Origin of the sequence: Streptomyces sp. NPDC050164 (assembly GCF_044459945.1) — a bacterium.
Taxonomy (GTDB): Bacteria; Actinomycetota; Actinomycetes; order Streptomycetales; family Streptomycetaceae; genus Streptomyces; species Streptomyces coeruleorubidus_A.
The window spans coordinates 23,118-43,540 of sequence record NZ_JBITJK010000014.1 but is presented as its reverse complement, the minus strand read 5'-3'; the positions used below and the strand labels follow the sequence as shown (position 1 = coordinate 43,540).

At 71.6% G+C, this 20,423-nt stretch carries 18 protein-coding genes; 9 read left to right on the top strand and 9 right to left on the bottom strand.

From position 1 onward, the window contains the following. Window positions 1–99: 99 nt before the first annotated feature. Complete coding sequence (locus ACIBNA_RS20170; protein ID WP_399166634.1) at window positions 100–1,113, top strand: bile acid:sodium symporter family protein; 1,014 nt, start codon at window positions 100–102, stop codon at window positions 1,111–1,113. Here ACIBNA_RS20170 and ACIBNA_RS20165 read toward each other — a convergent pair. The 3 genes from ACIBNA_RS20165 to ACIBNA_RS20155 form a co-directional block, all read right to left on the bottom strand. Then, complete coding sequence (locus ACIBNA_RS20165) at window positions 1,049–2,287, bottom strand: DUF4185 domain-containing protein (RefSeq protein WP_399166528.1); 1,239 nt, start codon at window positions 2,285–2,287, stop codon at window positions 1,049–1,051. The two genes, ACIBNA_RS20170 and ACIBNA_RS20165, sit on opposite strands and share 65 nt — an antisense overlap. Before the next feature lie 11 nt (window positions 2,288–2,298). Continuing rightward, window positions 2,299–4,170 (bottom strand): exo-alpha-sialidase, encoded by a 1,872-nt coding sequence (locus ACIBNA_RS20160; RefSeq protein ID WP_399166527.1) that lies wholly within the window; start codon window positions 4,168–4,170, stop codon window positions 2,299–2,301. 155 nt (window positions 4,171–4,325) lie between these two features. Continuing rightward, a complete protein-coding gene (locus ACIBNA_RS20155; protein WP_399166526.1) occupies window positions 4,326–5,243 on the bottom strand; it encodes a zinc-binding alcohol dehydrogenase family protein in 918 nt (305 codons plus the stop codon). Window positions 5,244–5,347: 104 nt separating this feature from the next. Here ACIBNA_RS20155 and ACIBNA_RS20150 point away from each other — a divergent pair, with 104 nt between their 5' ends. After that, window positions 5,348–5,785, top strand: a complete 438-nt coding sequence (locus tag ACIBNA_RS20150; protein ID WP_399166525.1) for a MarR family winged helix-turn-helix transcriptional regulator — start codon at window positions 5,348–5,350, stop codon at window positions 5,783–5,785. 92 nt (window positions 5,786–5,877) lie between these two features. On the opposite strand, the gene fdhD is transcribed toward ACIBNA_RS20150, so the two are convergent. Genes fdhD through ACIBNA_RS20125 form a run of 5 tightly spaced genes read right to left on the bottom strand, consistent with a single transcriptional unit; the run spans window position 5,878 to window position 12,307 of the window. Beyond that, a complete protein-coding gene (gene fdhD / locus ACIBNA_RS20145; protein ID WP_399166524.1) occupies window positions 5,878–6,726 on the bottom strand; it encodes a formate dehydrogenase accessory sulfurtransferase FdhD in 849 nt (282 codons plus the stop codon). Between the two features lie 7 nt (window positions 6,727–6,733). Further along, entirely contained in the window at window positions 6,734–7,594 is an 861-nt protein-coding gene (locus ACIBNA_RS20140) for a 2Fe-2S iron-sulfur cluster-binding protein (protein ID WP_399166523.1), read from the bottom strand. Beyond that, window positions 7,591–9,414, bottom strand: coding sequence for an NAD(P)H-dependent oxidoreductase subunit E (locus ACIBNA_RS20135; protein ID WP_399166522.1), 1,824 nt, complete (start codon window positions 9,412–9,414; stop codon window positions 7,591–7,593). The genes ACIBNA_RS20140 and ACIBNA_RS20135 overlap by 4 nt, the downstream gene beginning before the upstream one ends. Window positions 9,415–9,419: 5 nt before the next feature. Continuing rightward, window positions 9,420–11,339, bottom strand: coding sequence for a molybdopterin oxidoreductase family protein (locus ACIBNA_RS20130; protein ID WP_399166521.1), 1,920 nt, complete (start codon window positions 11,337–11,339; stop codon window positions 9,420–9,422). Next, complete coding sequence (locus ACIBNA_RS20125; RefSeq protein ID WP_399166520.1) at window positions 11,336–12,307, bottom strand: 2-dehydropantoate 2-reductase; 972 nt, start codon at window positions 12,305–12,307, stop codon at window positions 11,336–11,338. Before ACIBNA_RS20125 ends, ACIBNA_RS20130 begins: the two co-directional genes overlap by 4 nt. A gap of 238 nt (window positions 12,308–12,545) precedes the next feature. Between ACIBNA_RS20125 and ACIBNA_RS20120 the strand changes: the two genes are divergently transcribed. From ACIBNA_RS20120 to ACIBNA_RS20105, 4 genes are all read left to right on the top strand, one after another. After that, the gene (locus ACIBNA_RS20120) at window positions 12,546–13,880 is read left to right on the top strand and encodes an OFA family MFS transporter (protein WP_399166519.1); all 1,335 of its coding nucleotides are present in this window, start codon (window positions 12,546–12,548) and stop codon (window positions 13,878–13,880) included. Then, window positions 13,849–13,989, top strand: coding sequence for a hypothetical protein (locus tag ACIBNA_RS20115; protein WP_274820947.1), 141 nt, complete (start codon window positions 13,849–13,851; stop codon window positions 13,987–13,989). Before ACIBNA_RS20120 ends, ACIBNA_RS20115 begins: the two co-directional genes overlap by 32 nt. A 190-nt stretch (window positions 13,990–14,179) precedes the next feature. Then, window positions 14,180–15,118 carry a beta-ketoacyl-ACP synthase III gene (locus ACIBNA_RS20110; RefSeq protein ID WP_399166518.1) on the top strand — a complete coding sequence of 313 codons (939 nt, stop codon included), beginning with the start codon at window positions 14,180–14,182 and terminating at the stop codon, window positions 15,116–15,118. Between the two features lie 147 nt (window positions 15,119–15,265). Then, on the top strand, window positions 15,266–15,943 hold the full coding sequence (locus tag ACIBNA_RS20105; RefSeq protein WP_399166517.1) for a GntR family transcriptional regulator: 678 nt from the start codon (window positions 15,266–15,268) through the stop codon (window positions 15,941–15,943). A 3-nt stretch (window positions 15,944–15,946) separates the two neighbouring features. On the opposite strand, the gene ACIBNA_RS20100 is transcribed toward ACIBNA_RS20105, so the two are convergent. Beyond that, window positions 15,947–16,333 carry a PaaI family thioesterase gene (locus tag ACIBNA_RS20100; protein WP_399166516.1) on the bottom strand — a complete coding sequence of 129 codons (387 nt, stop codon included), beginning with the start codon at window positions 16,331–16,333 and terminating at the stop codon, window positions 15,947–15,949. Window positions 16,334–16,586: 253 nt separating this feature from the next. Between ACIBNA_RS20100 and ACIBNA_RS20095 the strand changes: the two genes are divergently transcribed. From ACIBNA_RS20095 to ACIBNA_RS20085, 3 genes are all read left to right on the top strand, one after another. Next, window positions 16,587–17,768, top strand: a complete 1,182-nt coding sequence (locus ACIBNA_RS20095; protein ID WP_399166515.1) for an ROK family transcriptional regulator — start codon at window positions 16,587–16,589, stop codon at window positions 17,766–17,768. 113 nt (window positions 17,769–17,881) lie between these two features. Then, the gene (locus ACIBNA_RS20090) at window positions 17,882–19,399 is read left to right on the top strand and encodes a sugar ABC transporter ATP-binding protein (RefSeq protein ID WP_399166514.1); all 1,518 of its coding nucleotides are present in this window, start codon (window positions 17,882–17,884) and stop codon (window positions 19,397–19,399) included. Then, complete coding sequence (locus tag ACIBNA_RS20085) at window positions 19,396–20,415, top strand: ABC transporter permease (RefSeq protein ID WP_399166513.1); 1,020 nt, start codon at window positions 19,396–19,398, stop codon at window positions 20,413–20,415. The genes ACIBNA_RS20090 and ACIBNA_RS20085 overlap by 4 nt, the downstream gene beginning before the upstream one ends. Window positions 20,416–20,423: the final 8 nt, after the last annotated feature.

Here is a 20,423-nt window from a genome sequence, read left to right as displayed (position 1 = left end):
GATCGGGGAGCAAGATGAAAGGGGGCCGTACCGGCCCTGTACCGCCCGTAAGCACCAAGCAAGTGGAGCACCGTGAAACGCCTGCGCCTGCCGCGTCGGATGCCGATCGACCCGTACATCCTTCTCCTGCTCGCGACGGTGGGTGTCGCCGCGCTGTTCCCGGCCCGCGGGACGGTCGCCGATGTCGCGTCCGGTGCCTCCACGGCGGCGATCGCCCTGCTGTTCTTCCTCTACGGCGCCCGGCTGTCCACCCGTGAGGCACTGGACGGCCTGCGCCACTGGCGGCTCCACGTCACCGTCCTGGCCTGCACCTTCGCCGTCTTCCCGCTGCTCGGCCTGGCGGCCCGCGGGCTGGTGCCGGTGATCCTGACGCACCCGCTGTACCAGGGTCTGCTCTTCCTCACGCTCGTCCCGTCGACCGTGCAGTCCTCGATCGCCTTCACCTCGATGGCCCGCGGCAACGTGCCCGCCGCGATCTGCGCGGGCTCCTTCTCCTCCCTCGTCGGCATCATCGCCACCCCGCTGCTCGCGGCCTCCCTCCTCGGCGGCAGCGGGGGCGGGTTCTCCGCCGACTCGCTGCTGAAGATCGTGCTGCAACTGCTCGTGCCGTTCCTCGCCGGACAGCTGCTGCGCCGCTGGATCGGCGGTTTCATCACCCGCCACAGGAAGGTCCTCGGACTCGTCGACCGCTGCTCGATCCTGCTCGTCGTCTACACCGCGTTCAGCCAGGGCATGGTCCAGGGCATCTGGCACCAGGTCAGCCCCCTCCGGCTGGCCGGGCTGCTCGGCGTCGAGGCCGTGATCCTCGCCGTGATGCTGCTGCTGACCTGGTACGGCGGCAAGGCGCTGGGCTTTAGCCGGGAGGACCGGATCACCCTCCAGTTCGCCGGTTCGAAGAAATCCCTGGCCGCCGGACTGCCCATGGCGAGCGTGCTGTTCGGCCCGCAGGCCTCGCTGGCCGTGCTGCCGCTGATGCTCTTCCACCAGATGCAGCTGATGGTCTGCGCGGTGATCGCCAAGCGCCGCTCGCACGATCCCCGCCCGGAGGTCACCGCGCCGGAGCCAGCCGCAGCGTCACGAATCGTGGTCGGTACAGGGACACGTTCCGGCTGAGCTGGGCGGCGGCGCCCGTCGTATCCAGCCAGTTCACGTCGTAGCTCAGCACGAGACGCCCGTCGCCGCTCAGCACCGGGTGCGTCTGCGGGTTGTAGGCGGCCACCTGGCCCTGCGGCAGCGACGGGCTGAACTCCTTCGCGGGCCCGTGCCACGGCCCGGCCGGGGAGCACGCCCAGTACGAGGCCACGGTGGTCAGGCCCTTCGTGCCCGCGGCCATGGTGAACAGCACGTACGTCCCGTCGTCCCGGACGACCGAGAACGCGCTGCCCACCCCCTTGCGCTGCCCGTCCCCGAGCACCGGCCGGGGACGGGCGCCGGCCGCCCACGCCGAGCCGGTCCAGTACCGCCAGGCCGCCGGATCCCCGAGCCTGCCCTCCGGCACCCGCGCGAGGTGCGCGTGCGAGGCCGGGCGGGAGGCGGCCTGGCCGTCGTCGCCGCCGAAGACGTACGTCCAGCCGTCCTCCTCGACCAGCGTCGTGCCGAACAGCACCCGCCGGGAGGGGTCGGGGACCAGTTGCTGGTCGAGCACCTTGACGATCGACTCCAGGCGCAGACCGGGCAGCGACAGCGTGGCCACCTCGGTCGCGGTGGGCACACCGTAGATCCACGGGGCCTGGCCGGCCGTGCGCACCCACAGCAGCACCCGGACGACCTGCTCCGAGGAGCCGGGGGAGCGGGGTTCGACGCGGGCGGCGACCGGCCAGCGCCACTGGCCCGGCGCCGGGTCGGCGAAGAGCGGGGCGGGCAGGGTCGTCTCCAGCCGGCCGTCGCGCATCAGCACGGCCGAGTTGCGCACCAGCGGGGCGGTGGTGTCCCGCCAGGCGTGGGACTCGCCGGCCGGGTTGGGCGGGCCGTACACCCGGCCCAGGTAGGTGTCCGAGAACAGCCACAGCACCCGGCCGTCCGGCAGCCGCACCGAGTGGGTGCCGTCGCCGCCGGTCCAGTCGTCGGTGCGGGTGGCGTCGTCGCCGTAGCGGGCGAACTCCGCGGTGAGGCCGTCGTCCGCCTGCCAGGAGCGGACCGTGCGCGCCCGGCAGGCGGCCTCGTCGTCTGGACTGTCGTCCTCAGGGAGGGCGATGAGCAGCGCTGCCCCGAGAACCAGGACCAGCAGCAGGCCGATCCCGGTTCCCGTGCGCTGTCGTGCTCGTGCTGCTTTTGCGTCGTCGGGCACGTGCCGTGACGTTAGTTGCTGCCGCTCACCTGGTCCATGGGGAGCCACAGCATCGTGCCCCTGGCGGCCGCGCCCTTGGTGCCGGCGGCCACCTCCTTGTCGGTGAGGGCCCGGTTCCAGACGCGGACGTCGTCGATCGCCCCGGTGAGGAACGCCCGGCTGTCCATGCGCTGGCCGATGTGCACGCCGAACGGGGAGTTACGGCTGACCGAGCCCGGCACGTCCGAGGTGCTGATCGGCGTGCCGTCGAGGAAGAGGGTCAGTTGTCCGCCGCCCCGGCGCAGGACCAGGTGGTGCCAGCGGCCGTCGTTGTGGGCGCCGGCAGTCCACACCGAGGCCGTCCTGACGGTCGCCGCGCCCGACCGGGTGGTGACGAGCGCCCGGACCCGGTCGCTCGCCGGCTCCCCGCGCAGCCAGACCTGCGGCTGGGTGCTGCCGATGCCGCCCATCCACAGGAAGGGCTGTTCGCCGGTCGTGGCCGTGTAGCGGAAGAACAGCGACGCCGTGAAGTCCCCCTCGCCGAGCGGCAGTCGGGACCGGTAGGGCAGGCGTACGGCGTCGTCTGTGCCGTCGAAGGACAGCGCGCCGCCGCGGGCACCGGCCGTCCGCCCGGCACCGCCGAGCACGGCCGCGGGCCGCGCGCCCCACGCCGCGTCGCGGGTGGTCGGATCGGCGCCACGGCGCGGTTTCAGCCAGTCCTCGGTGAAGCGGGCGAAGCGGATCTCGTCGCGCGCGTCGACCGCCCCTCCCTCGTACAGCAGGCCCACCGTCGAGGAGTTGACCGCCGCCATGTCGGAGTAGCCGGACCAGTCCGTGGTGACGACCGTGCCCCGGTCCACGCTGTCCCAGGTGCGCCCACCGTCGTAGGAGGAGCGGACCATCATCGTCCGGCGGCGGTCGGGATCGGCGGGGGCGGACAGCAGGAGCCGGTCGCCGAGGCGCAGGGTCGCGCCCTGGACCTGTGGCGTGTAGAGGTCGGGGAGGCCGCGGAAGGGCGTGGCGAAGCTGTCGCCGCCGTCCAGGCTGAGGGTCTGGGAGCGGTGACCCAGGTCGGTGCCGTCCTGTTCCCGGCCGCTGACGAGGAGGGCGCCGTCGGCGCGTTCGGTGAGCGTCACCTCCGACGGCTTCTGCCGGAACGTGCCGTCCTGAGCTATGGGCCAGGAGTCCGTGGCACCGACCCGCCAGTCGTCGCCCCCGTCGTCGCTGACGATGAGCGCGGCGTGGTTCGCGGTGACCCTGCTGCCGTCCCAGGTCTCGGTGTTGACGCCGAACACCAGCCGTCCGGCGTGCTTGCCGCGGGTGAGCTGGATGCCGTGCACCGGTCCGGTGGCGTACCAGGAGTTCCAGTGCTCGGGCAGGATCTCGTCGCTCAGGTCGCGCGGCTCGGACCAGGTCCGGCCGTCGTCGTCGCTGTACTGGAGGTGCGGGGTGCGGTCGCAGGGAACGGTGCAGTTGCCGGCGTCCGTACGGCCGGTGTTGTACGTCTCGGCCAGCAGGATCCGGCCGGTCCTGCGGTCCACGAGGGGCGCGGGGTTGCCGTGCGTGTCGCCCGCGCCCTCGTTGACGACCTGGAGCGGGCCCCAGGTGCGGCCGCCGTCGGTGGAGCGTTTGAGGACGATGTCGATGTCGGCCGCGTCACCGCAGTTGAGGACCCGGCCCTCGGCGAAGGCGAGCAGCGTGCCGGCCGTGGTGCGCACGATCGCCGGGATCCGGAAGCATGCGTAACCGGGGTCCTGGGAGGCCTTGAAGAGGACCTGTTGTTCGAACTCCCGTAAGGCCCTGTCGGGTTGGGCATGGGCCGGGCCGGCGGGCGCGAGCAGCGCCGCGGCGGTGAGAACGGCTGTCAGGGTGGATCTCAGACGTGCGCGAAGACTTGACGGCATGGTTCGACCTGCCCTTCATGCGTCTGTCGGCTGGACCACCGAGGCGTGGGAACAGAAATCCGGAGATCGAACATTCGGACAACAGGACATCCCACGTCCCATGTGTGGGCCACAGACGGTACTTGGCTTCACAGACCCCCCACAAGAAGCGTGCGTCAGGGGATCAGGACGACCTTGCCGAGGTTGGCCCTCGCCTCGATCTCCCCGTGCGCCTTCGCCGCGTCCTCCAAGGCGAACTCCCCGTGGATGACGGGCTGGACCTCTCCGGCGGCGAACAGCCGCCACAGCTCCTCGCGCCACTGCTCGTACAACTCCGGCTTCCCGCGGGCGATACGGGCCATCTGGAACCCGATCACCGACTTGGCGCCCACGAGCAGGTCGTACGCCTGGACGGTGCCGCCACCCGAGCTGTACGCCACCAGCCGTCCCTCCGGGGCGAGCGCGGCGAGGGCCGGGGTGAGCAGCTCGCCGCCGACGCCGTCCAGGACGTAGTCGACGGGGGCGCCCCAGGTGTCATCGCCGTAGGTGACGACGTGGTCGGCGCCGAGGCCGCGCACGAAGTCGGCCTTCGCCGGGTCGGAGACGGCCCCCACGACCCGTCCGGCGCCCCGCGTCCCGGCCAGTTGCAGGGCCAGGTGCCCGACACCGCTCGCCGCGGCCGTGACCAGGGCCGACTCGCCCGGCTCGGGCCGTGCGGCCTCCAGGGCGCCGAGGGCGACCAGGCCGCTGCGGACCAGGGCGACCGCCGTGACGGCGTCGGTGTCCGCCGGGACCGGGGAGGCCATGGCCTCGTGCAGGAGCGCGAAGTCGGCGTAGCCGTGGCCGAAGCAGAGCCCCGTCACGCGGTCGCCCGTGCCGAAGCGGGTGACGCCCTCGCCGACGGCCGTGACCTCCCCGGCGACCTCGCCGCCGAGCGGCACCGGCTCGGCAGCCTCGGTGACCTTGCGTACGACCGGGAGTGTGACGCCGATCGCCTCCGCGCGCACGAGCAGTTCTCCGGGGCCGGGTTCGGGGACCGGTGCCTCCTGCGTGAACAGGGGGCCGCCTCGGGATTCGTAGCGGATGCGGCGCATCGCACCTCCGGGTGTCGTTGGTGATCCCAACGAATTTGTCGGAGTGTCCAACGATATAGGACGATCATAGGGAGAACCAACGATTTCTTGGTTAGGCTGCGCCCATGTCGGAAGCTCCCCTCCCCGCGATCCGCTCCCTGCCGAGCTGGCTGCTGGGCCGTGCCGCCGCACGCGGCCGGGCCCTGGTGGCCGAAGCGCTGGCCGAGCAGGACATGCGGATGTGGCACCACGTGGTGCTGTCCGCCGTCCGCGACCTGGCCCCCGTAGCCCAGGCCGACCTCGGGCGCGCGGTCCGGCTGGACCCCAAGGACCTGGTCGGCATCCTGAACGACCTGCAGGCGGCGGGCCTGGTGGTGCGCGAGCCGGACCCGAAGGACCGGCGGAAGAACGCGGTGTCCCTCACCACCCGGGGAGCCCGGGTGCTGACGCGCTGCGAGGAGGCGGCCCGCGCGGCCAACGACGAGCTGCTCGCCCCGCTGTCGGACGCCGAACGCGAGCAGTTCACGGGCATGCTGCGGCGCATATCCGGCACGGGCGACTGACGGCTGCCCCGAGGGCCGAGACGGGGCCCCTGCGGCGCAGGGGGCGCTCCCCGCCGGTCGGGGCCCCGCCGCCGTGCCGCGGGGGAACCTGCTCAGCCCTGGGCGGCCGCGGCCCGCAGGGCGATACGGTCCTCACCCGCGTACACGTTCATGGAGCTGCCCCGCAGGAAGCCCACCAGCGTCAGACCCGTCTCGGCGGCCAGGTCCACCGCCAGCGAGGACGGCGCCGACACCGCAGCCAGGACCGGGATGCCGGCCATCACGGCCTTCTGCGCCAGCTCGAAGGAGGCCCGGCCCGAGACGAGCAGGATCGTCCGTGACAGCGGCAGGTCCCCGTTCTGCAGGGCACGGCCGACCAGCTTGTCGACCGCGTTGTGCCGGCCCACGTCCTCCCGGACGTCCAGCAGCTCGCCGTCCTCCGAGAAGAGGGCCGCCGCGTGCAGGCCGCCGGTCCGGTCGAAGACCCGCTGGGCGGCGCGCAGCCGGTCGGGCAGGCTCGCGAGCAGCTCGGGAGTGACCCGGACCGGGGGCGTGTCGGCGATGGGCCAGCGGGCCGTGGTGCGCACCGCGTCCAGCGACGCTTTGCCGCACAGGCCGCAGGACGACGTCGTGTAGACGTTCCGCTCCAGCGTGATGTCGGGGATCACCACGCCCGGGGCCGTCTGCACGTCGACCACGTTGTACGTGTTCGAGCCGTCGGCGGTCGCCCCGGCGCAGTAGACGATGTTCCGGAGGTCCTGCTGCCCGCCCAGCACCCCCTCGCTCACCAGGAAGCCCGCCGCCAGCGCGAAGTCGTCGCCCGGGGTGCGCATGGTGATCGCCAGGGGCTTGCCGTTCAGCCGGATCTCCAGGGGCTCCTCGGCGACGAGCGTGTCCGGACGGCTGGAGACCGCCCCGTCCCGGATGCGGAGCACCTTGCGTCGTTCCGTGACTCGTCCCATGTCCTGATCAGCCCCGGTTCTGTACGTGCTGGTAGCCGAAGCGGCCCTTGATGCAGAGATTGCCGTGGGTCACCGGGTTGTCGTGCGGCGAGGTGACCTTCACGATCTCATTGTCCTGCACGTGCAGCGTCAGGTTGCAGCCCACTCCGCAGTACGCGCACACCGTGGTCGTCTCCGTCTGCTGCGACTCGTCCCACGCACCCGCCGCGCGCATGTCGAACTCGGACTTGAAGGACAGCGCGCCCGTCGGGCACACCTCGATGCAGTTCCCGCAGTACACGCACGCCGAGTCGGTCAGCGGGGCGTCGTGCTCCACGGCGATCCGGGCGTCGAAACCGCGCCCGGCGACCGAGATCGCGAAGGTGTTCTGCCACTGGTCGCCGCAGGCGTCCACGCACTTGTAGCAGAGGATGCACTTGTCGTAATCGCGCACGTACAGATCGTTGTCGACCTTCGGTTCCTCGTTGAGCCGGGCCGCGTCCGGGCCGAAGCGGTCGGGCTTCGCCTCGTACTCCTTGAGCCACTCGGCGACCCGCGGTGTCGTCGACAGGTCGACCGAGGACGCGAGCAGTTCGAGGACGATCTTCCGGCTGTGCCGGGCCCGCTCGGTGTCGGTGCGCACCTTCATGCCCGGCTCGGCCTTGCGGGAGCAGGCCGGGACGAGGGTGCGGGCCCCCTCGACCTCGACGACACAGACCCGGCAGGCGTTCTTCGGCCGGAGGGTGTCGCCCTCGCACAGGATCGGGATGTCCTTCCCGGCCGCCCGGCAGGCATCGAGGATCGTCGAGCCCTCGGGGACCCGGGCCTCCTCCCCGTCGATCGTGAACTCCAGCAGGCGGCGCGGGATCCCCAGCGGTGTGACGGTCATTCGTACGCCCCCAGACGGTCGATGGCGGATTCCACGGCGTTCCACGCGGTCTGCCCCAGACCGCAGATCGAGGCGTCGCGCATCGCGCGTCCGACCTCCCTCAGCAGAGCGATGTCTCCGGCGGCGTCGGCGCCGGTGCGCTCCGCGATCCGGTGCAGCGCCTCCTCCTGCCGGACGGTCCCGACCCGGCACGGCACGCACTGCCCGCACGACTCGTCGCGGAAGAACTCCGCGATGCGCAGCAGCAGCCGGGGGAGGGGCACGCTGTCGTCGAAGGCCATGACGACCCCCGAGCCGAGCGTCGTGCCCGCCTCCCGTGTCCCTTCGAAGGTGAGGGGGATGTCGAGCTCGTCGGCCCGCACGAAACCGCCGGCCGCGCCCCCGAGCAGCACCGCCCGCAGCCCGTCACGCACCCCGGCGAGCGCGAGCAGGTCGCCCAGCGTCGCGCCGAACGGCACCTCGTAGACACCCGGCCGCTCCACGGTCCCGGACACGCAGAACAGCTTCGGCCCGGTGGACCGCTGCGTGCCGATCGTCGCGTAGGCCGGGGCGCCCATGGTGAGGATCGGCAGGACGTTGACCAGCGTCTCCACGTTGTTCTCGACCGTCGGTTTGCCGAACAGGCCCTTCTCCACCGGGAACGGCGGCTTCGAGCGGGGCTCGCCCCGGTAGCCCTCGATGGAGTTGAACAGGGCCGTCTCCTCACCGCAGATGTAGGCGCCCGCGCCGCGCCGGATCTCGATGTCGAAGGCGTAGCCTTGACCGAGGACGTCGTCACCGAGCAGTCCGCGCGCGCGTGCCTGCGCGATCGCGTGCTCGAGGAGGTGCAGCGCGCGCGGGTACTCGCCGCGCAGATAGAGGTAGCCCTTGTGGGCGCCCGTCGCGTACCCGGCGATCGTCATCGCCTCGACCAGCGCGTACGGGTCACCCTCCATGAGCACGCGGTCCTTGAACGTGCCCGGCTCCGACTCGTCGGCGTTGCAGACGAGGTAGTGCGGATGGTCCGGCTGGGACGCCGTGGCCTGCCACTTGCGGCCGGTCGGGAACGCGGCGCCGCCGCGCCCGACCAGTCCCGAGTCGGTGACCTCGCGGATGACCCCGGCGGGGCCCAGCTCGAAGGCCCGGCGCAGGGCCGTGTAGCCGCCGTGGGCGCGGTAGTCGTCGAGGGACGCCGGGTCGACCACGCCGACGCGGTGCAGCAGCATCAGGCCGCCCTGCCCGGCCTGGGGCACCGCGAGCGCGGCCGGGGGCTCTTCCGGCGCCGAATCGGGGGCGCTCGCGGCGAGGACGGCTTTCTCGACGGTCGCCGGTGCCGACACCGCGGTCCGCACGGGATCCCCGGCCCTGATCGCGAGCGCGGCCGGGGCCCGCTCGCACAGGCCCAGACAAGGGCTGCGCTCCACCGCGACACCGCTGCCGAGACCGAGCCGGGCCTCGATCCCCGCGCACAGCTCCGGCGCCCCGGCCGCCGCGCACGCCAGGTCCGTGCACACGTGGAGCACGGTCGCCGGACGTGGCTTGACCGAGAACATGGCGTAGAAGGTGGCCACCCCGTACGCCTCCGCCGGCGGCACCGTCAGCCGCCGGCACAGGTAGTCGAGGGCGCCCTCGCTGATCCAGCCGACCCGGTCGTTGATCGCGTGCAGCCCCGGCAACAGCAGGTCGCGGCGATCCCGGGCCTCCCGCCCGCCACGGGCCCACCTCAGATCGGCATCGGAGCGGTCGGCTCCCTCCCAGGAGGATTCCGGGGGCCCGAGCAGGGCGTCGACGGCCGCCCGTTCGTCGTCCGTCGGCTTGCTGTCGCCGAAGTGCAGGTCCACTTAGGTCACCTCACGATGGTCGCGACGGGCAGCTTCTCGATCCGGATCGCCGACGCCTTGAACTCCGCCGTCCCCGCGATCGGGCAGTTCGCCTCGATCGTCAGCGCGTTGGTGTCCACCTCGTCCGGGAAGTGCATGGTCATGAAGGCGAGCCCGGGCCGCAGCGCGGTGTCCACCCACACGGGCGCGGTCACCGACCCGCGCCGCGAGGTGACCTGGACCTGCTCGCCGACCACGACCCCGTAGCGCTCGGCGTCCTCCGGGCTCAGCTCGATGTACTCGCCGCGCCGCAGCGGCGAGGCGTAACTGCCGCTCTGCACACCGGTGTTGTACGAGTCGAGCCGCCGCCCGGTGGTGAGCCGGACCGGGTACTCCTCGTCGGTGAGGTCCACGGGCGGGTCGTGCTGCACGATCCCGAAGGGCGCGAGCCGGCCGCGTTCGGCGCGGTCCGGCTCCCACAACCGGCCGTGCAGATAGGTCGGTTCGAGACTCTCGGTACTGGGGCACGGCCACTGGATGCCCTGGTGCTCCTCCAGGCGCTCGTACGTCATGCCGTAGTGGTCGGGCGAGACCGACCTGAGCTCGTTCCACACGGTCTCGGCGTCGGCGTACTTCCAGTCGTGGCCGAGGCGGGCCGCGAGGTCGCAGATGATGTCGATGTCCTCGCGGGCCTCGCCGGGCGGGGTGACGGCCTTGCGGACGCGCTGCACGCGCCGCTCGCTGTTGGTGGTCGTGCCGTCGGTCTCCGCCCAGCCGGCCGTGGCCGGCAGGACGACGTCCGCGAGCTCGGCCGTCTTCGTGAGGAGGATGTCCTGCACGACGAGGAAGTCGAGGGCTTTCAGACGCCGTACGGCCTGCTCGCTGTCCGCCTCCGACTGGGCCGGGTTCTCGCCCACGCAGTAGACGGCCTTGAGCGTGCCGTCCTCCATCGCCTCGAACATCTCCGTGAGGTTCAGGCCGTAGTGCGGCTGGATGACGGTGTCCCAGGCCGACTCGAACTTCAGCCGTACGTCCGGGTCGAGGAGGTCCTGGAAGCCGGGCAGGCGGTTGGGGATCGCGCCCATGTCGCCGCCGCCCTGCACGTTGTTCTGCCCGCGCAACGGTTGCAGGCCGGCGCCGTAGCGGCCGACGTGCCCGGTGAGCAGGGACAGGTTGATCAGGGCGCGGACGTTGTCGGTGCCGTTGTGGTGCTCGGTGATGCCGAGGGTCCAGCACAGCTGGGCGCGCTCGGCACGGGCGTAGGCGTGCGCCAACTCGCGGATGGCGGCGGCCGGTACGCCCGTCACCTTCTCGGCGAGCGACAGCGTCCACGGCTCGACCAGTGCCCTGTACTCCTCGAAGCCGGTGGTCGCCCGCTCGATGAACGCCTCATTGGCGAGGCCCGCGTGGATGATCTCGCGGCCGATCGCGTGCGCCATCGGGATGTCCGTGCCGACGTTCAGGCCGAGCCAGCTCTCCGCCCACTCGGCGGTCGACGTCCGGCGCGGATCGACCGCGTACATCCGGGTGCCGTTCCTGATCCCCCTCAGCACGTGCTGGAAGAAGATCGGGTGCGCGAAACGGGCGTTGGAGCCCCACATCACGATGACGTCGGTGTGCTCGATCTCCTCGTACGACGACGTCCCGCCGCCCGAGCCGAACGCCGCCGACAGGCCCGCCACGCTGGGGGCGTGGCACGTGCGGTTGCAGGAGTCGACGTTGTTGGTGCCCATGACGACCCGGGCGAACTTCTGGGCGACGTAGTTCATCTCGTTCGTCGCCCGGGCGCAGGAGAACATGCCGAACGCGCCGCGGTTGCGTGCCAGACCCCGGGCCGCCCGGTCCAGGGCCTCCTCCCAGCTCGCCTGCCGGAAGGGCTCGTCGCGGGAGTCCCGCACGAGGGGGTGCGTCAGCCTGGTGTAGGTCTTCGGTTCGCGTTTCCTCATGCGGCGCTCCTCAGCGCGAGCAGGTCCGAGATGGCGTGCACGGTGCGCAGGGTGGGCACCTCCACGCCGGTGATGTCCGCCAACTCGACGACCGCCGCGAGGAGTACGTCGAGTTCGAGCGGCTTGCCGCGCTCCAGGTCCTGGAGCGTGGAGGTCCGGTGGTCGCCGACCCGCTCGGCGCCCGCGAGCCGGCGCTCGATGGAGACGCCGACGTCGCAGCCGAGGGCGTTCGCGACCGCGTGCGTCTCGGTCATCATGATTTCGATGACCCTGCGGGTGCCGCCGTGCAGGCACATCTGCCGCATGGTCGCGCGGGCCAGCGCGCTGATCGGGTTGAAGGAGATGTTGCCGAGCAGCTTGAGCCAGATGTCGCCCCGGAGGTCCGGTTCGACCGGGCATTTCAGGCCGCCCGCCTGCATCGCCTCGCTGAAGGCCAGACAGCGCGCCGAGACACTGCGGTCGGGCTCGCCGATGGAGAACCGGGTTCCTTCCAAGTGCCGTATCACGCCCGGCCCTTCGAGCTCGGTCGCCGCGTAGACGACACACCCGACGGCCCGTTCGGGCGCGAGCACCGCACTGACCGCGCCGTCCGGGTCCACGCTCTCGACGCGGTGGCCGTCGTAGGGGCCGCCGTGCCGGTGGAAGTACCACCAGGGGATGCCGTTCTGGGCGGCCACGACCGCCGTGGTGTCGCTCAGCAACGGCGCGATCAGCGGCCCGCACGCCGCGTACGCGTTGGCCTTCAGGCCCAGGAAGACGAATTCGACCGGGCCGACCTCGGCCGGGTCGTCGGTCGCGTGGGGGTGCGCGGTGAAGTCGCCGCGCGGGCTGCGCACCCGGACTCCGTGCTGCCTCATGGCCGCCAGATGCGGTCCACGGGCGATGAGATGTACATCGGCGCCCGCGCGGTGGAGCGCGGCGCCGACGTAGGCGCCGATGGCACCGGCGCCGAGAACTGCGACTTTCACGGGAACACTCCGTTCGGTTTGAGGGATACCGCGGAGGTGACTGCCGTCGGGTGAGTGAGTGCCATCAGTCGAGTGAGGGCCGTCCGACTTGTGTCGATGAAATATTGTCTACAGTATGGACGTTGGGTCAGCAAGGGTCCGTGCGATGACCGTTCGGCGCATGCTGGATACCGCTCACCGCATGCGGTCGACGCGCCGCCTTCTCAACTCCCCTGCGACTGCCTACCGTTCCGGGTTCATGAGTCCCCCAGTCGCGCCCCCGGGCTGGAGCCGCTGGCTCGTCCCGCCCGCCGCTCTCTCCGTACATCTCTCCATCGGCCAGGCCTACGCCTGGAGCGTGTTCAAGCCGCCCCTGGAGTCCGCGCTCGGTCTCAGCGGCACGCAGAGCGCGCTGCCCTTCCAGCTGGGCATCGTCATGCTGGGCCTGTCCGCCGCGTTCGGCGGCACGCTCGTGGAGCGCAACGGCCCGCGCTGGGCGATGACCGTCGCCCTGGTCTGCTTCTCGTCCGGCTTCCTGCTCTCCGCGCTGGGCGCGGCCGTGGAGCAGTACTGGCTGATCGTCCTCGGCTACGGCTTCGTGGGTGGCATCGGCCTCGGCATCGGCTACATCTCACCCGTCTCCACCCTCATCAAGTGGTTCCCGGACCGGCCCGGCATGGCCACCGGCATCGCCATCATGGGCTTCGGCGGGGGCGCGCTCATCGCCTCGCCGTGGTCCGCGCAGATGCTGGAGTCCTTCGGCAGTGACAGCTCCGGCATCGCACTCGCCTTCCTGGTGCACGGCCTGTCGTACGCCGTCTTCATGCTGCTGGGTGTGCTCTTGGTCCGGGTTCCGAGCAGTGCCCCACAGGCGCCGGGAACTGAGCGGCCGGCCCCCACCGGCCCGCAGGTCTCCGCGAACCAGGCCATCCGCACCCCGCAGTTCTGGTGCCTGTGGATCGTGCTCTGCATGAACGTCACCGCGGGCATCGGCATCCTGGAGAAGGCCGCCCCGATGATCAAGGACTTCTTCGCGGACACTTCCACGCCCGTGTCGGTGACGGCCGCCGCCGGCTTCGTCGCGCTGCTGTCGGCGGCGAACATGGCGGGCCGCATCGGCTGGTCGTCGACGTCCGACCTGATCGGCCGCAAGAACATCTACCGCGTCTACCTGGGCGTCGGCGCGCTGATGTACGCGCTCATCGCCCTGTTCGGCGACTCCTCCAAGCCGCTGTTCGTCCTGGGCGCGCTGGTCATCCTGTCCTTCTACGGCGGCGGCTTCGCGACGATTCCGGCGTATCTGAAGGACCTGTTCGGCACCTACCAGGTCGGCGCCATCCACGGGCGGCTGCTCACCGCCTGGTCGCTGGCCGGCGTGCTCGGGCCGCTCATCGTGAACTGGATCGCCGACCGGCAGGAGGAGGCGGGCCGGCACGGCGCGTCCCTGTACGGGCTGTCGTTCGCCATCATGATCGGGCTGCTCGTCGTCGGCTTCGTCGCCAACGAACTCGTCCGGCCCGTCCACCCGCGTCATCACATCCCGGCACCGAGGGAGGCCGCCCATGTCCGGCGACAGCAGTCAGAGTCCGCCTAGCCCGGACCGGCGGTGGCTGATCACCTTCGCCTGGGTGTGGGTGGGCGTACCGCTCGCCTACGGGCTGTACGAGCTGGTCCGGAAGGCGACGCAGCTGTTCACCGGCTAGAGACTGTGGTGTGGATCACAGAGCAGACGCGGGGCCCAGGCGTTCGACAGGTGCCCGGTTGTCGGGGTCCTGACCGAAGCTGACAACGCGGGCACCTGTTTCCTGTCGTCTTGCCTGCCGTCGTACCCGCGAGTCACTGATCACACTGGTGGGTCCCGCTACCCAAGTTCCAACGAGGGGGACCGCCCACATGAACGGCTCGCGCATCGCCGCCGTCGGTCATTACCAGCCCGCCAAGGTGCTCACCAACGAGGACCTGGCGGGCATGGTCGACACCAGTGACGAGTGGATCAGGAGCCGGGTGGGCATCACTACGCGCCACATCGCCGGCCCCGACGAACCCGTCGACGAGCTGGCCGCCCACGCCGCCGCCAAGGCCCTCGCGGCGGCCGGGCTGACCCCCGCCGACATCGACCTGGTGCTGGTCGCCACGTCCACGGCCGTCGACCGCTCGCCCAACACGGCCGCCCGGGTCGCCTCCCGCCTCGGCGTTCCGCGGGCCGCCACGATGGACCTCAACGTGGTGTGCGCCGGCTTCACCCACGCCCTGGCCACCGCCGACCACGCCGTCCGCGCGGGGGGCGCGAGCCGGGCCCTGGTCATCGGGGCCGACAAGATGTCCGACGTGACGGACTGGAGCGACCGCACGACGTGCGTGCTCGTCGGCGACGGGGCCGGGGCCGCCGTCGTGGAGGCCGCCGACGAGCCCGGCATCGGGCCGGTGCTGTGGGGCTCGGTGCCCGAGATGGGGAACGCTGTGCGGATCGAGGGCACGCCGCCGCGTTTCGCGCAGGAGGGGCAGAGCGTCTACCGCTGGGCGACGACGCAGCTGCCGCCCATCGCGCGGCGGGCGTGCGAGCGGGCCGGGCTGGAGCCGGCGGATCTCGCGGCGGTCGTACTGCATCAGGCCAACCTGCGCATCATCGAACCCCTCGCGGAGAAGATCGGCGCCGTGAACGCGGTCGTCGCGCGCGATGTCACGGAGTCCGGCAACACGTCGGCCGCGAGCATCCCGCTCGCCCTGTCGAAGCTGGTCGAGCGGGGTGCGGTCGCCACGGGCGACCCGGTCCTGCTGTTCGGCTTCGGCGGGAACCTGTCGTACGCGGGGCAGGTCGTCCGCTGCCCGTGAGCCCCGTCGTGGTGTGACGCGGCCAACTCCCCGAAGTCCTGGCTCTTGTGCGCCGTAGACTGTAGACGAAAGACAATCAATACTGACTCTGCGGCGACACCGGCTTCCGCCGCGCTGTGCACGGCCCTGCCGAGGAGGGGGACAGCGATGCTGTCGACAGGCCTGCCCCAGGGGGCGGTACCCAAGCTGGAACGCCCGGGTCCGCTGCGCGATCGCGTCTACGAGGCACTGCTCGAACTCATCACCACCCGTGCCCTCCAGCCCGGCCAGCACCTCGTGGAGAGCGAACTCGCCGGGCATCTGGGGGTCTCCCGGCAGCCGGTGCGCGAGGCGTTGCAACGGCTCAACACCGAGGGATGGGTCGATCTGCGGCCCGCCCAGGGCGCGTTCGTGCACGAGCCGACGGAGGAGGAGGCCGACCAGCTCCTCACGGTCCGTACGCTCCTGGAGGCCGAGGCGGCCCGGCTCGCCGCGGCGGGCGCGGACAGTGCCGGCATCGCCGCCCTGGAAGCGCTGTGCGCGGAGGGCGAGAAGGCCGTCGAGGCGGACGACGTGGACGGGGCCGTCGCCATGAACGCCCGCTTCCACGCTAAGATCATGGAGCTCGCCGGCAACGCCGTCCTCGCCGAACTGGCCGCCCAGGTCGACCGCCGAGTCCGCTGGTACTACACGCCGGTCGCCCGCCAGCGCGGCCACCAGTCCTGGATCGAACACCGCGCACTCATCGCGGCGATCACCAACCGCGACGAACAGCGGGCCACGCGCCTGATGCGCGAACACACGGAGCACACGAGGCGCTCGTACCACGCGCGGGCGCGTTCGTAGGCCTCAGCCGTCGGTCAGCACCGCCTGAGTCTGCGCGGTCTGGCCCACCAGGGTGCCGTCCTCGTCGTGCAGGTCCGTCCGCACGGCGATGAAGGAGCGTCCCACGTGCACGGGCCGTGCCTCGGCGTGGACGGTGCCCGACCGCACCGCGCGGAAGAAGTTCGTCTTCGACTCGACCGTCGAGGTGCTCGCGACCGGCGGCAGGTTGAGGAACGCGCAGACCGCGCCGGCCGTGTCGGCGAGCGTCATCAGGGCACCGCCGTGCAGGACGCCGCCCGCCGTGCACAACACCGGGGCCCAGGCGGGAGCGGCCTCCTCCAGGGCGATGCCCAACTCGTCGGCGAACGGCACCGCCCTCAGCAGTGCTTCGGGGGCAGAGCTGTCGGTCATGCGGGACCTCCCGATGGGGCGACCAGGACAGAAGCCAGCCTGACTCAGGCCGCGCTGACGGTCGATTACCTGCGGGGTAAGGCAGACGTCACGCGTCTTTGTCCTGTGAGTGGAAAAAGTGGGGGGCAATTACTGCGCCACTTCTTCCCACCTTCGGCAGCCGCTGCTACGTTCCCTCCGAAAGCAAGCCACCGATGTGGCGGAAAACCGGCGCGCACAGGCCGATTGAGGCGGGGAGGGGCTCGTGAGACGTATGACCGCACGACCCGGCAACGCCCACCAGGCCCGACTGCTCAAGCTGCTGCGCGACGATGGCCCCAACTCCCGGGCCCAGCTGGGCGACCAGGTCGACCTCTCGCGGTCCAAGCTCGCCGTGGAGGTGGACCGGCTGCTGGAGACGGGGCTGGTCGTGGCCGACGGGCTCGCCGCCTCGCGCGGTGGCCGCCGCTCCCACAACGTCCGGCTCAACCCCGGGCTGCGCTTCCTCGGCGTCGACATCGGCGCGACCTCGGTCGACGTCGCCGTCACCAACGCCGAACTGGAGACGCTCGGGCACATCAACCACCCCATGGACGTGCGCGAGGGCCCGGTCGCGGTCTTCGAACAAGTCCTGGCCATGGCCGCCAAGTTGAAGGCCTCGGGGCTCGCGGAGGGGTTCGACGGCGCCGGCATCGGCGTCCCGGGCCCGGTCCGCTTCCCCGAGGGCATCCCGGTGGCCCCGCCGATCATGCCGGGCTGGGACGGCTTCCCCGTGCGGGAGGCGCTCAGCCAGGAACTCGGCTGCCCGGTCATGGTCGACAACGACGTGAACCTCATGGCGATGGGGGAGCAGCACGCGGGCGTCGCCCGCACCGTCGCCGACTTCCTCTGCGTCAAGATCGGCACGGGCATCGGCTGCGGCATCGTCGTCGGCGGTGAGGTCTACCGCGGTACGACGGGCAGCGCCGGCGACATCGGGCACATCCAGGCCGTGCCCGACGGCCGTCCCTGCGCCTGCGGCAACCGGGGCTGCCTGGAGGCCCACTTCAGCGGGGCGGCCCTCGCCCGTGACGCCACGGAGGCCGCCCAGCAGGGGCTCTCCGCCGAACTGGCCTCGCGGTTGGAGACAGGCGGCAGCCTCACCGCCGTCGATGTCGCCGCCGCGGCCGTCGCCGGCGACGCCACCGCACTCGACCTGATCCGCGAGGGCGGCAACCGCACCGGCCAGGTCATCGCCGGCCTGGTCAGCTTCTTCAACCCGGGCCTGGTGGTGATCGGCGGCGGGGTGACCGGCCTCGGCCACACCCTGCTCGCCGCGATCCGCACCCAGGTCTACCGCCAGTCGCTGCCTCTCGCGACCGGCAATCTGCCCATCGTCCTGGGCGAATTGGGACCCGCCGCCGGAGTCATCGGCGCGGCCCGGCTCATCAGCGACCACCTGTTCTCACCCGCGTAACGCTTTTCGACCGCACGGCTCACCAGCACAGCTCCCTGCTCTGCCCTGCCTCGAACACGCCTGCCCGACAAGCGCCCTGCAACCGGCCCGCACGCCCGCCAAGGGGAATTCGCATGGCACCAGAACCACCGCTGCTCAGCATGTCCGGCATCACCAAGTCGTTCCCCGGAGTCCGGGCCCTCGACGGCGTCGACCTCGACGTCCTGGCCGGTGAGGTGCACTGCCTGCTCGGCCAGAACGGTGCCGGGAAGTCGACCCTCATCAAGGTCCTGGCCGGTGCCCACCAGCCCGACACCGGCCGCCTCCGCTGGCGCGGCGAGGAGGTCACCCTCCGCTCGCCCATCGCCGCCATGCGCCTCGGTATCGCGACCATCTACCAGGAACTCGACCTGGTGGAGCACCTGTCGGTCGCCGAGAACGTCCACCTGGGCCACGAGCCGACCACCTCCGGGTTCGTCGTCCGCCACAAGGCCGCGAAGGAGTCAACGGCCGCTCTGCTCAAGCGACTTGGGCATGCGGAGATCGACCCGGCCCGGCTCGTCGGGGAGCTGTCCGCGGCGCAGCAGCAGATCGTGTCCATGGCCCGGGCGCTCTCCCACGACGTGCGGCTCATCGTGATGGACGAGCCGTCCGCCGCCCTCGACCCGGACGAGGTCGACAACCTCTTCCGCATCGTCGGCGACCTCACCGCCGCCGGTGTCGCCGTCGTCTACATCTCGCACCGCCTGGAGGAGATCCGGCGCATCGGCGACCGGGTGACGGTGCTCAAGGACGGGCGGGCCGTGGCGAACGGACTGCCCGCGAAGACGACACCGACCCGCGAGGTCGTCGCCCTGATGACGGGCCGCAACGTCGAGTACGTCTTTCCCGACCGGCCCGTCTCCCCGCCGCCCGGCGAACCGGTGCTCACCGTGCGAGGCCTGTCCCGCGCCGGGGAGTTCGAGCCTCTCGACCTGGGGATACGGCCGGGCGAGATCGTCGGCCTCGCCGGACTCGTCGGCTCGGGCCGCTCCGAGATCCTGGAGACCGTCTACGGCGCCAGGAAACCGACGTCCGGTCAGGTGCTGGTGGGGGGACGGCCGTTGAAGCCGGGCAGCGTCCGGTCCGCCGTCCGGGCCGGGCTCGGCCTCGCCCCCGAGGAACGCAAGGCGCAGGCCCTGCTGATGCTGGAGTCCGTCACCCGCAACGTGTCGGTCTCCTCCATGTCCCGCTTCTCGCGCGGCGGCTGGATCGACCGGGGCGCCGAACTCGGGGCCGCCCGGGCCGCGACCCGCGAACTGTCGCTCAGGCCCGACAACCCGTCGGCGCCCGTGCGCACCCTGTCCGGCGGCAATCAGCAGAAGGCCGTCCTCGCCCGCTGGCTGCTGCGCGGCTGCAAGGTGCTGCTGCTCGACGAACCCACCCGCGGCGTCGACGTCGGCGCCCGCGCCGAACTGTACGCGGTCGTGCGCCGGCTGGCCGACGAAGGCCTCGCCGTGCTGCTGGTCTCCAGCGAGGTGCCCGAGGTGCTCGGCCTCGCCGACCGCGTCCTGGTGCTGCGCGAGGGACGTGTCGTCCACACGGCACCCGCGCGCGAACTCGACGAACACCGCGTACTCGACCTGGTCATGGAAGGAAGCCCGGCGTCATGACGCAGCCCGTCTCCCCGCCGCGGGACAGCACCACCGACAAGGTGCCCCAGGCCCAGCCCCCCGCCTGGCGCGGCCTGATGGCCCGCGCCGACGTCCGCACCCTCTCCCTGCTCGGCGTGCTCGCCGTGCTGGTCCTCATAGGCGGCATCACCAAGCCCGACGAGTTCCTCGACACCCGCAACCTGCAACTCGTCCTCACCCAGGCGTCCGTGATCGGCGTCGTCACCGTCGGCATGACCTTCGTCATCGTCTCCGGCGGCATCGACCTGTCGGTCGGCGCGATCGTCGCCCTCGCCTCGGTGTGGGCGACCACCGTGGCCACCCAGGAGTACGGCTTCGCCGGCATCCTCTTCGCGGCGGTCGTCGTCGGCGTCGGCTGCGGCCTGGTCAACGGGGTGCTCATCGCCTACGGAGCGATGGTGCCGTTCATCGCCACCCTCGCCATGCTGGCCTCCGCCCGCGGCCTCGCCCTGCAGATCACCGACGGCAAGACACAGATCGTCACGGTGCCGTCCGTCCTCGACCTGGGCGAACGCGACGCCTACGTCCTCGGCATCCCGCCCTTGGTCCTCGTCTTCGCGGTCGTGACCGTCATCGGCTGGCTGGTGCTCAACCGCACGACCTTCGGCCGCCGCACGGTCGCCGTCGGCGGCAACCCGGAGGCCGCCCGGCTCGCCGGCATCGACGTCCGCCGCCAGCGGCTCTACCTCTACCTGCTGTCCGGGCTGTGCTGCGGCATCGCCGCCTTCCTGCTGATCGTCCTGTCCGGCTCCGGACAGAACACCAACGGCAACCTCTACGAACTCGACGCCATCGCCGCCGCGATCATCGGCGGCACCCTCCTCACCGGCGGCCGCGGCACCATCACCGGCTCCGTGCTCGGCGTCCTGATCTTCACCACGATCACCAACATCTTCGCCCTGAACAACCTGCAGAGCGACGTCCAGCAGATCGCCAAGGGCGCGATCATCGTCGCCGCCGTGCTGGTCCAGCGCCGTACCGCGAGCACGACCTGAGGAAAGGG

What these genes read in the sequence shown, in the direction of transcription:
- ACIBNA_RS20170 (WP_399166634.1), top strand. Translation starts at nt 100, where the DNA reads ATGCCGATCGACCCGTACATCCTTCTCCTGCTCGCGACGGTGGGTGTC.
- ACIBNA_RS20160 (WP_399166527.1), bottom strand. Translation starts at nt 4,170, where the DNA reads ATGCCGTCAAGTCTTCGCGCACGTCTGAGATCCACCCTGACAGCCGTT.
- ACIBNA_RS20155 (WP_399166526.1), bottom strand. Translation starts at nt 5,243, where the DNA reads ATGCGCCGCATCCGCTACGAATCCCGAGGCGGCCCCCTGTTCACGCAG.
- ACIBNA_RS20150 (WP_399166525.1), top strand. Translation starts at nt 5,348, where the DNA reads ATGTCGGAAGCTCCCCTCCCCGCGATCCGCTCCCTGCCGAGCTGGCTG.
- fdhD (WP_399166524.1), bottom strand. Translation starts at nt 6,726, where the DNA reads ATGGGACGAGTCACGGAACGACGCAAGGTGCTCCGCATCCGGGACGGG.
- ACIBNA_RS20140 (WP_399166523.1), bottom strand. Translation starts at nt 7,594, where the DNA reads ATGACCGTCACACCGCTGGGGATCCCGCGCCGCCTGCTGGAGTTCACG.
- ACIBNA_RS20130 (WP_399166521.1), bottom strand. Translation starts at nt 11,339, where the DNA reads ATGAGGAAACGCGAACCGAAGACCTACACCAGGCTGACGCACCCCCTC.
- ACIBNA_RS20120 (WP_399166519.1), top strand. Translation starts at nt 12,546, where the DNA reads ATGAGTCCCCCAGTCGCGCCCCCGGGCTGGAGCCGCTGGCTCGTCCCG.
- ACIBNA_RS20115 (WP_274820947.1), top strand. Translation starts at nt 13,849, where the DNA reads ATGTCCGGCGACAGCAGTCAGAGTCCGCCTAGCCCGGACCGGCGGTGG.
- ACIBNA_RS20110 (WP_399166518.1), top strand. Translation starts at nt 14,180, where the DNA reads ATGAACGGCTCGCGCATCGCCGCCGTCGGTCATTACCAGCCCGCCAAG.
- ACIBNA_RS20105 (WP_399166517.1), top strand. Translation starts at nt 15,266, where the DNA reads ATGCTGTCGACAGGCCTGCCCCAGGGGGCGGTACCCAAGCTGGAACGC.
- ACIBNA_RS20100 (WP_399166516.1), bottom strand. Translation starts at nt 16,333, where the DNA reads ATGACCGACAGCTCTGCCCCCGAAGCACTGCTGAGGGCGGTGCCGTTC.
- ACIBNA_RS20095 (WP_399166515.1), top strand. Translation starts at nt 16,587, where the DNA reads ATGACCGCACGACCCGGCAACGCCCACCAGGCCCGACTGCTCAAGCTG.
- ACIBNA_RS20090 (WP_399166514.1), top strand. Translation starts at nt 17,882, where the DNA reads ATGGCACCAGAACCACCGCTGCTCAGCATGTCCGGCATCACCAAGTCG.
- ACIBNA_RS20085 (WP_399166513.1), top strand. Translation starts at nt 19,396, where the DNA reads ATGACGCAGCCCGTCTCCCCGCCGCGGGACAGCACCACCGACAAGGTG.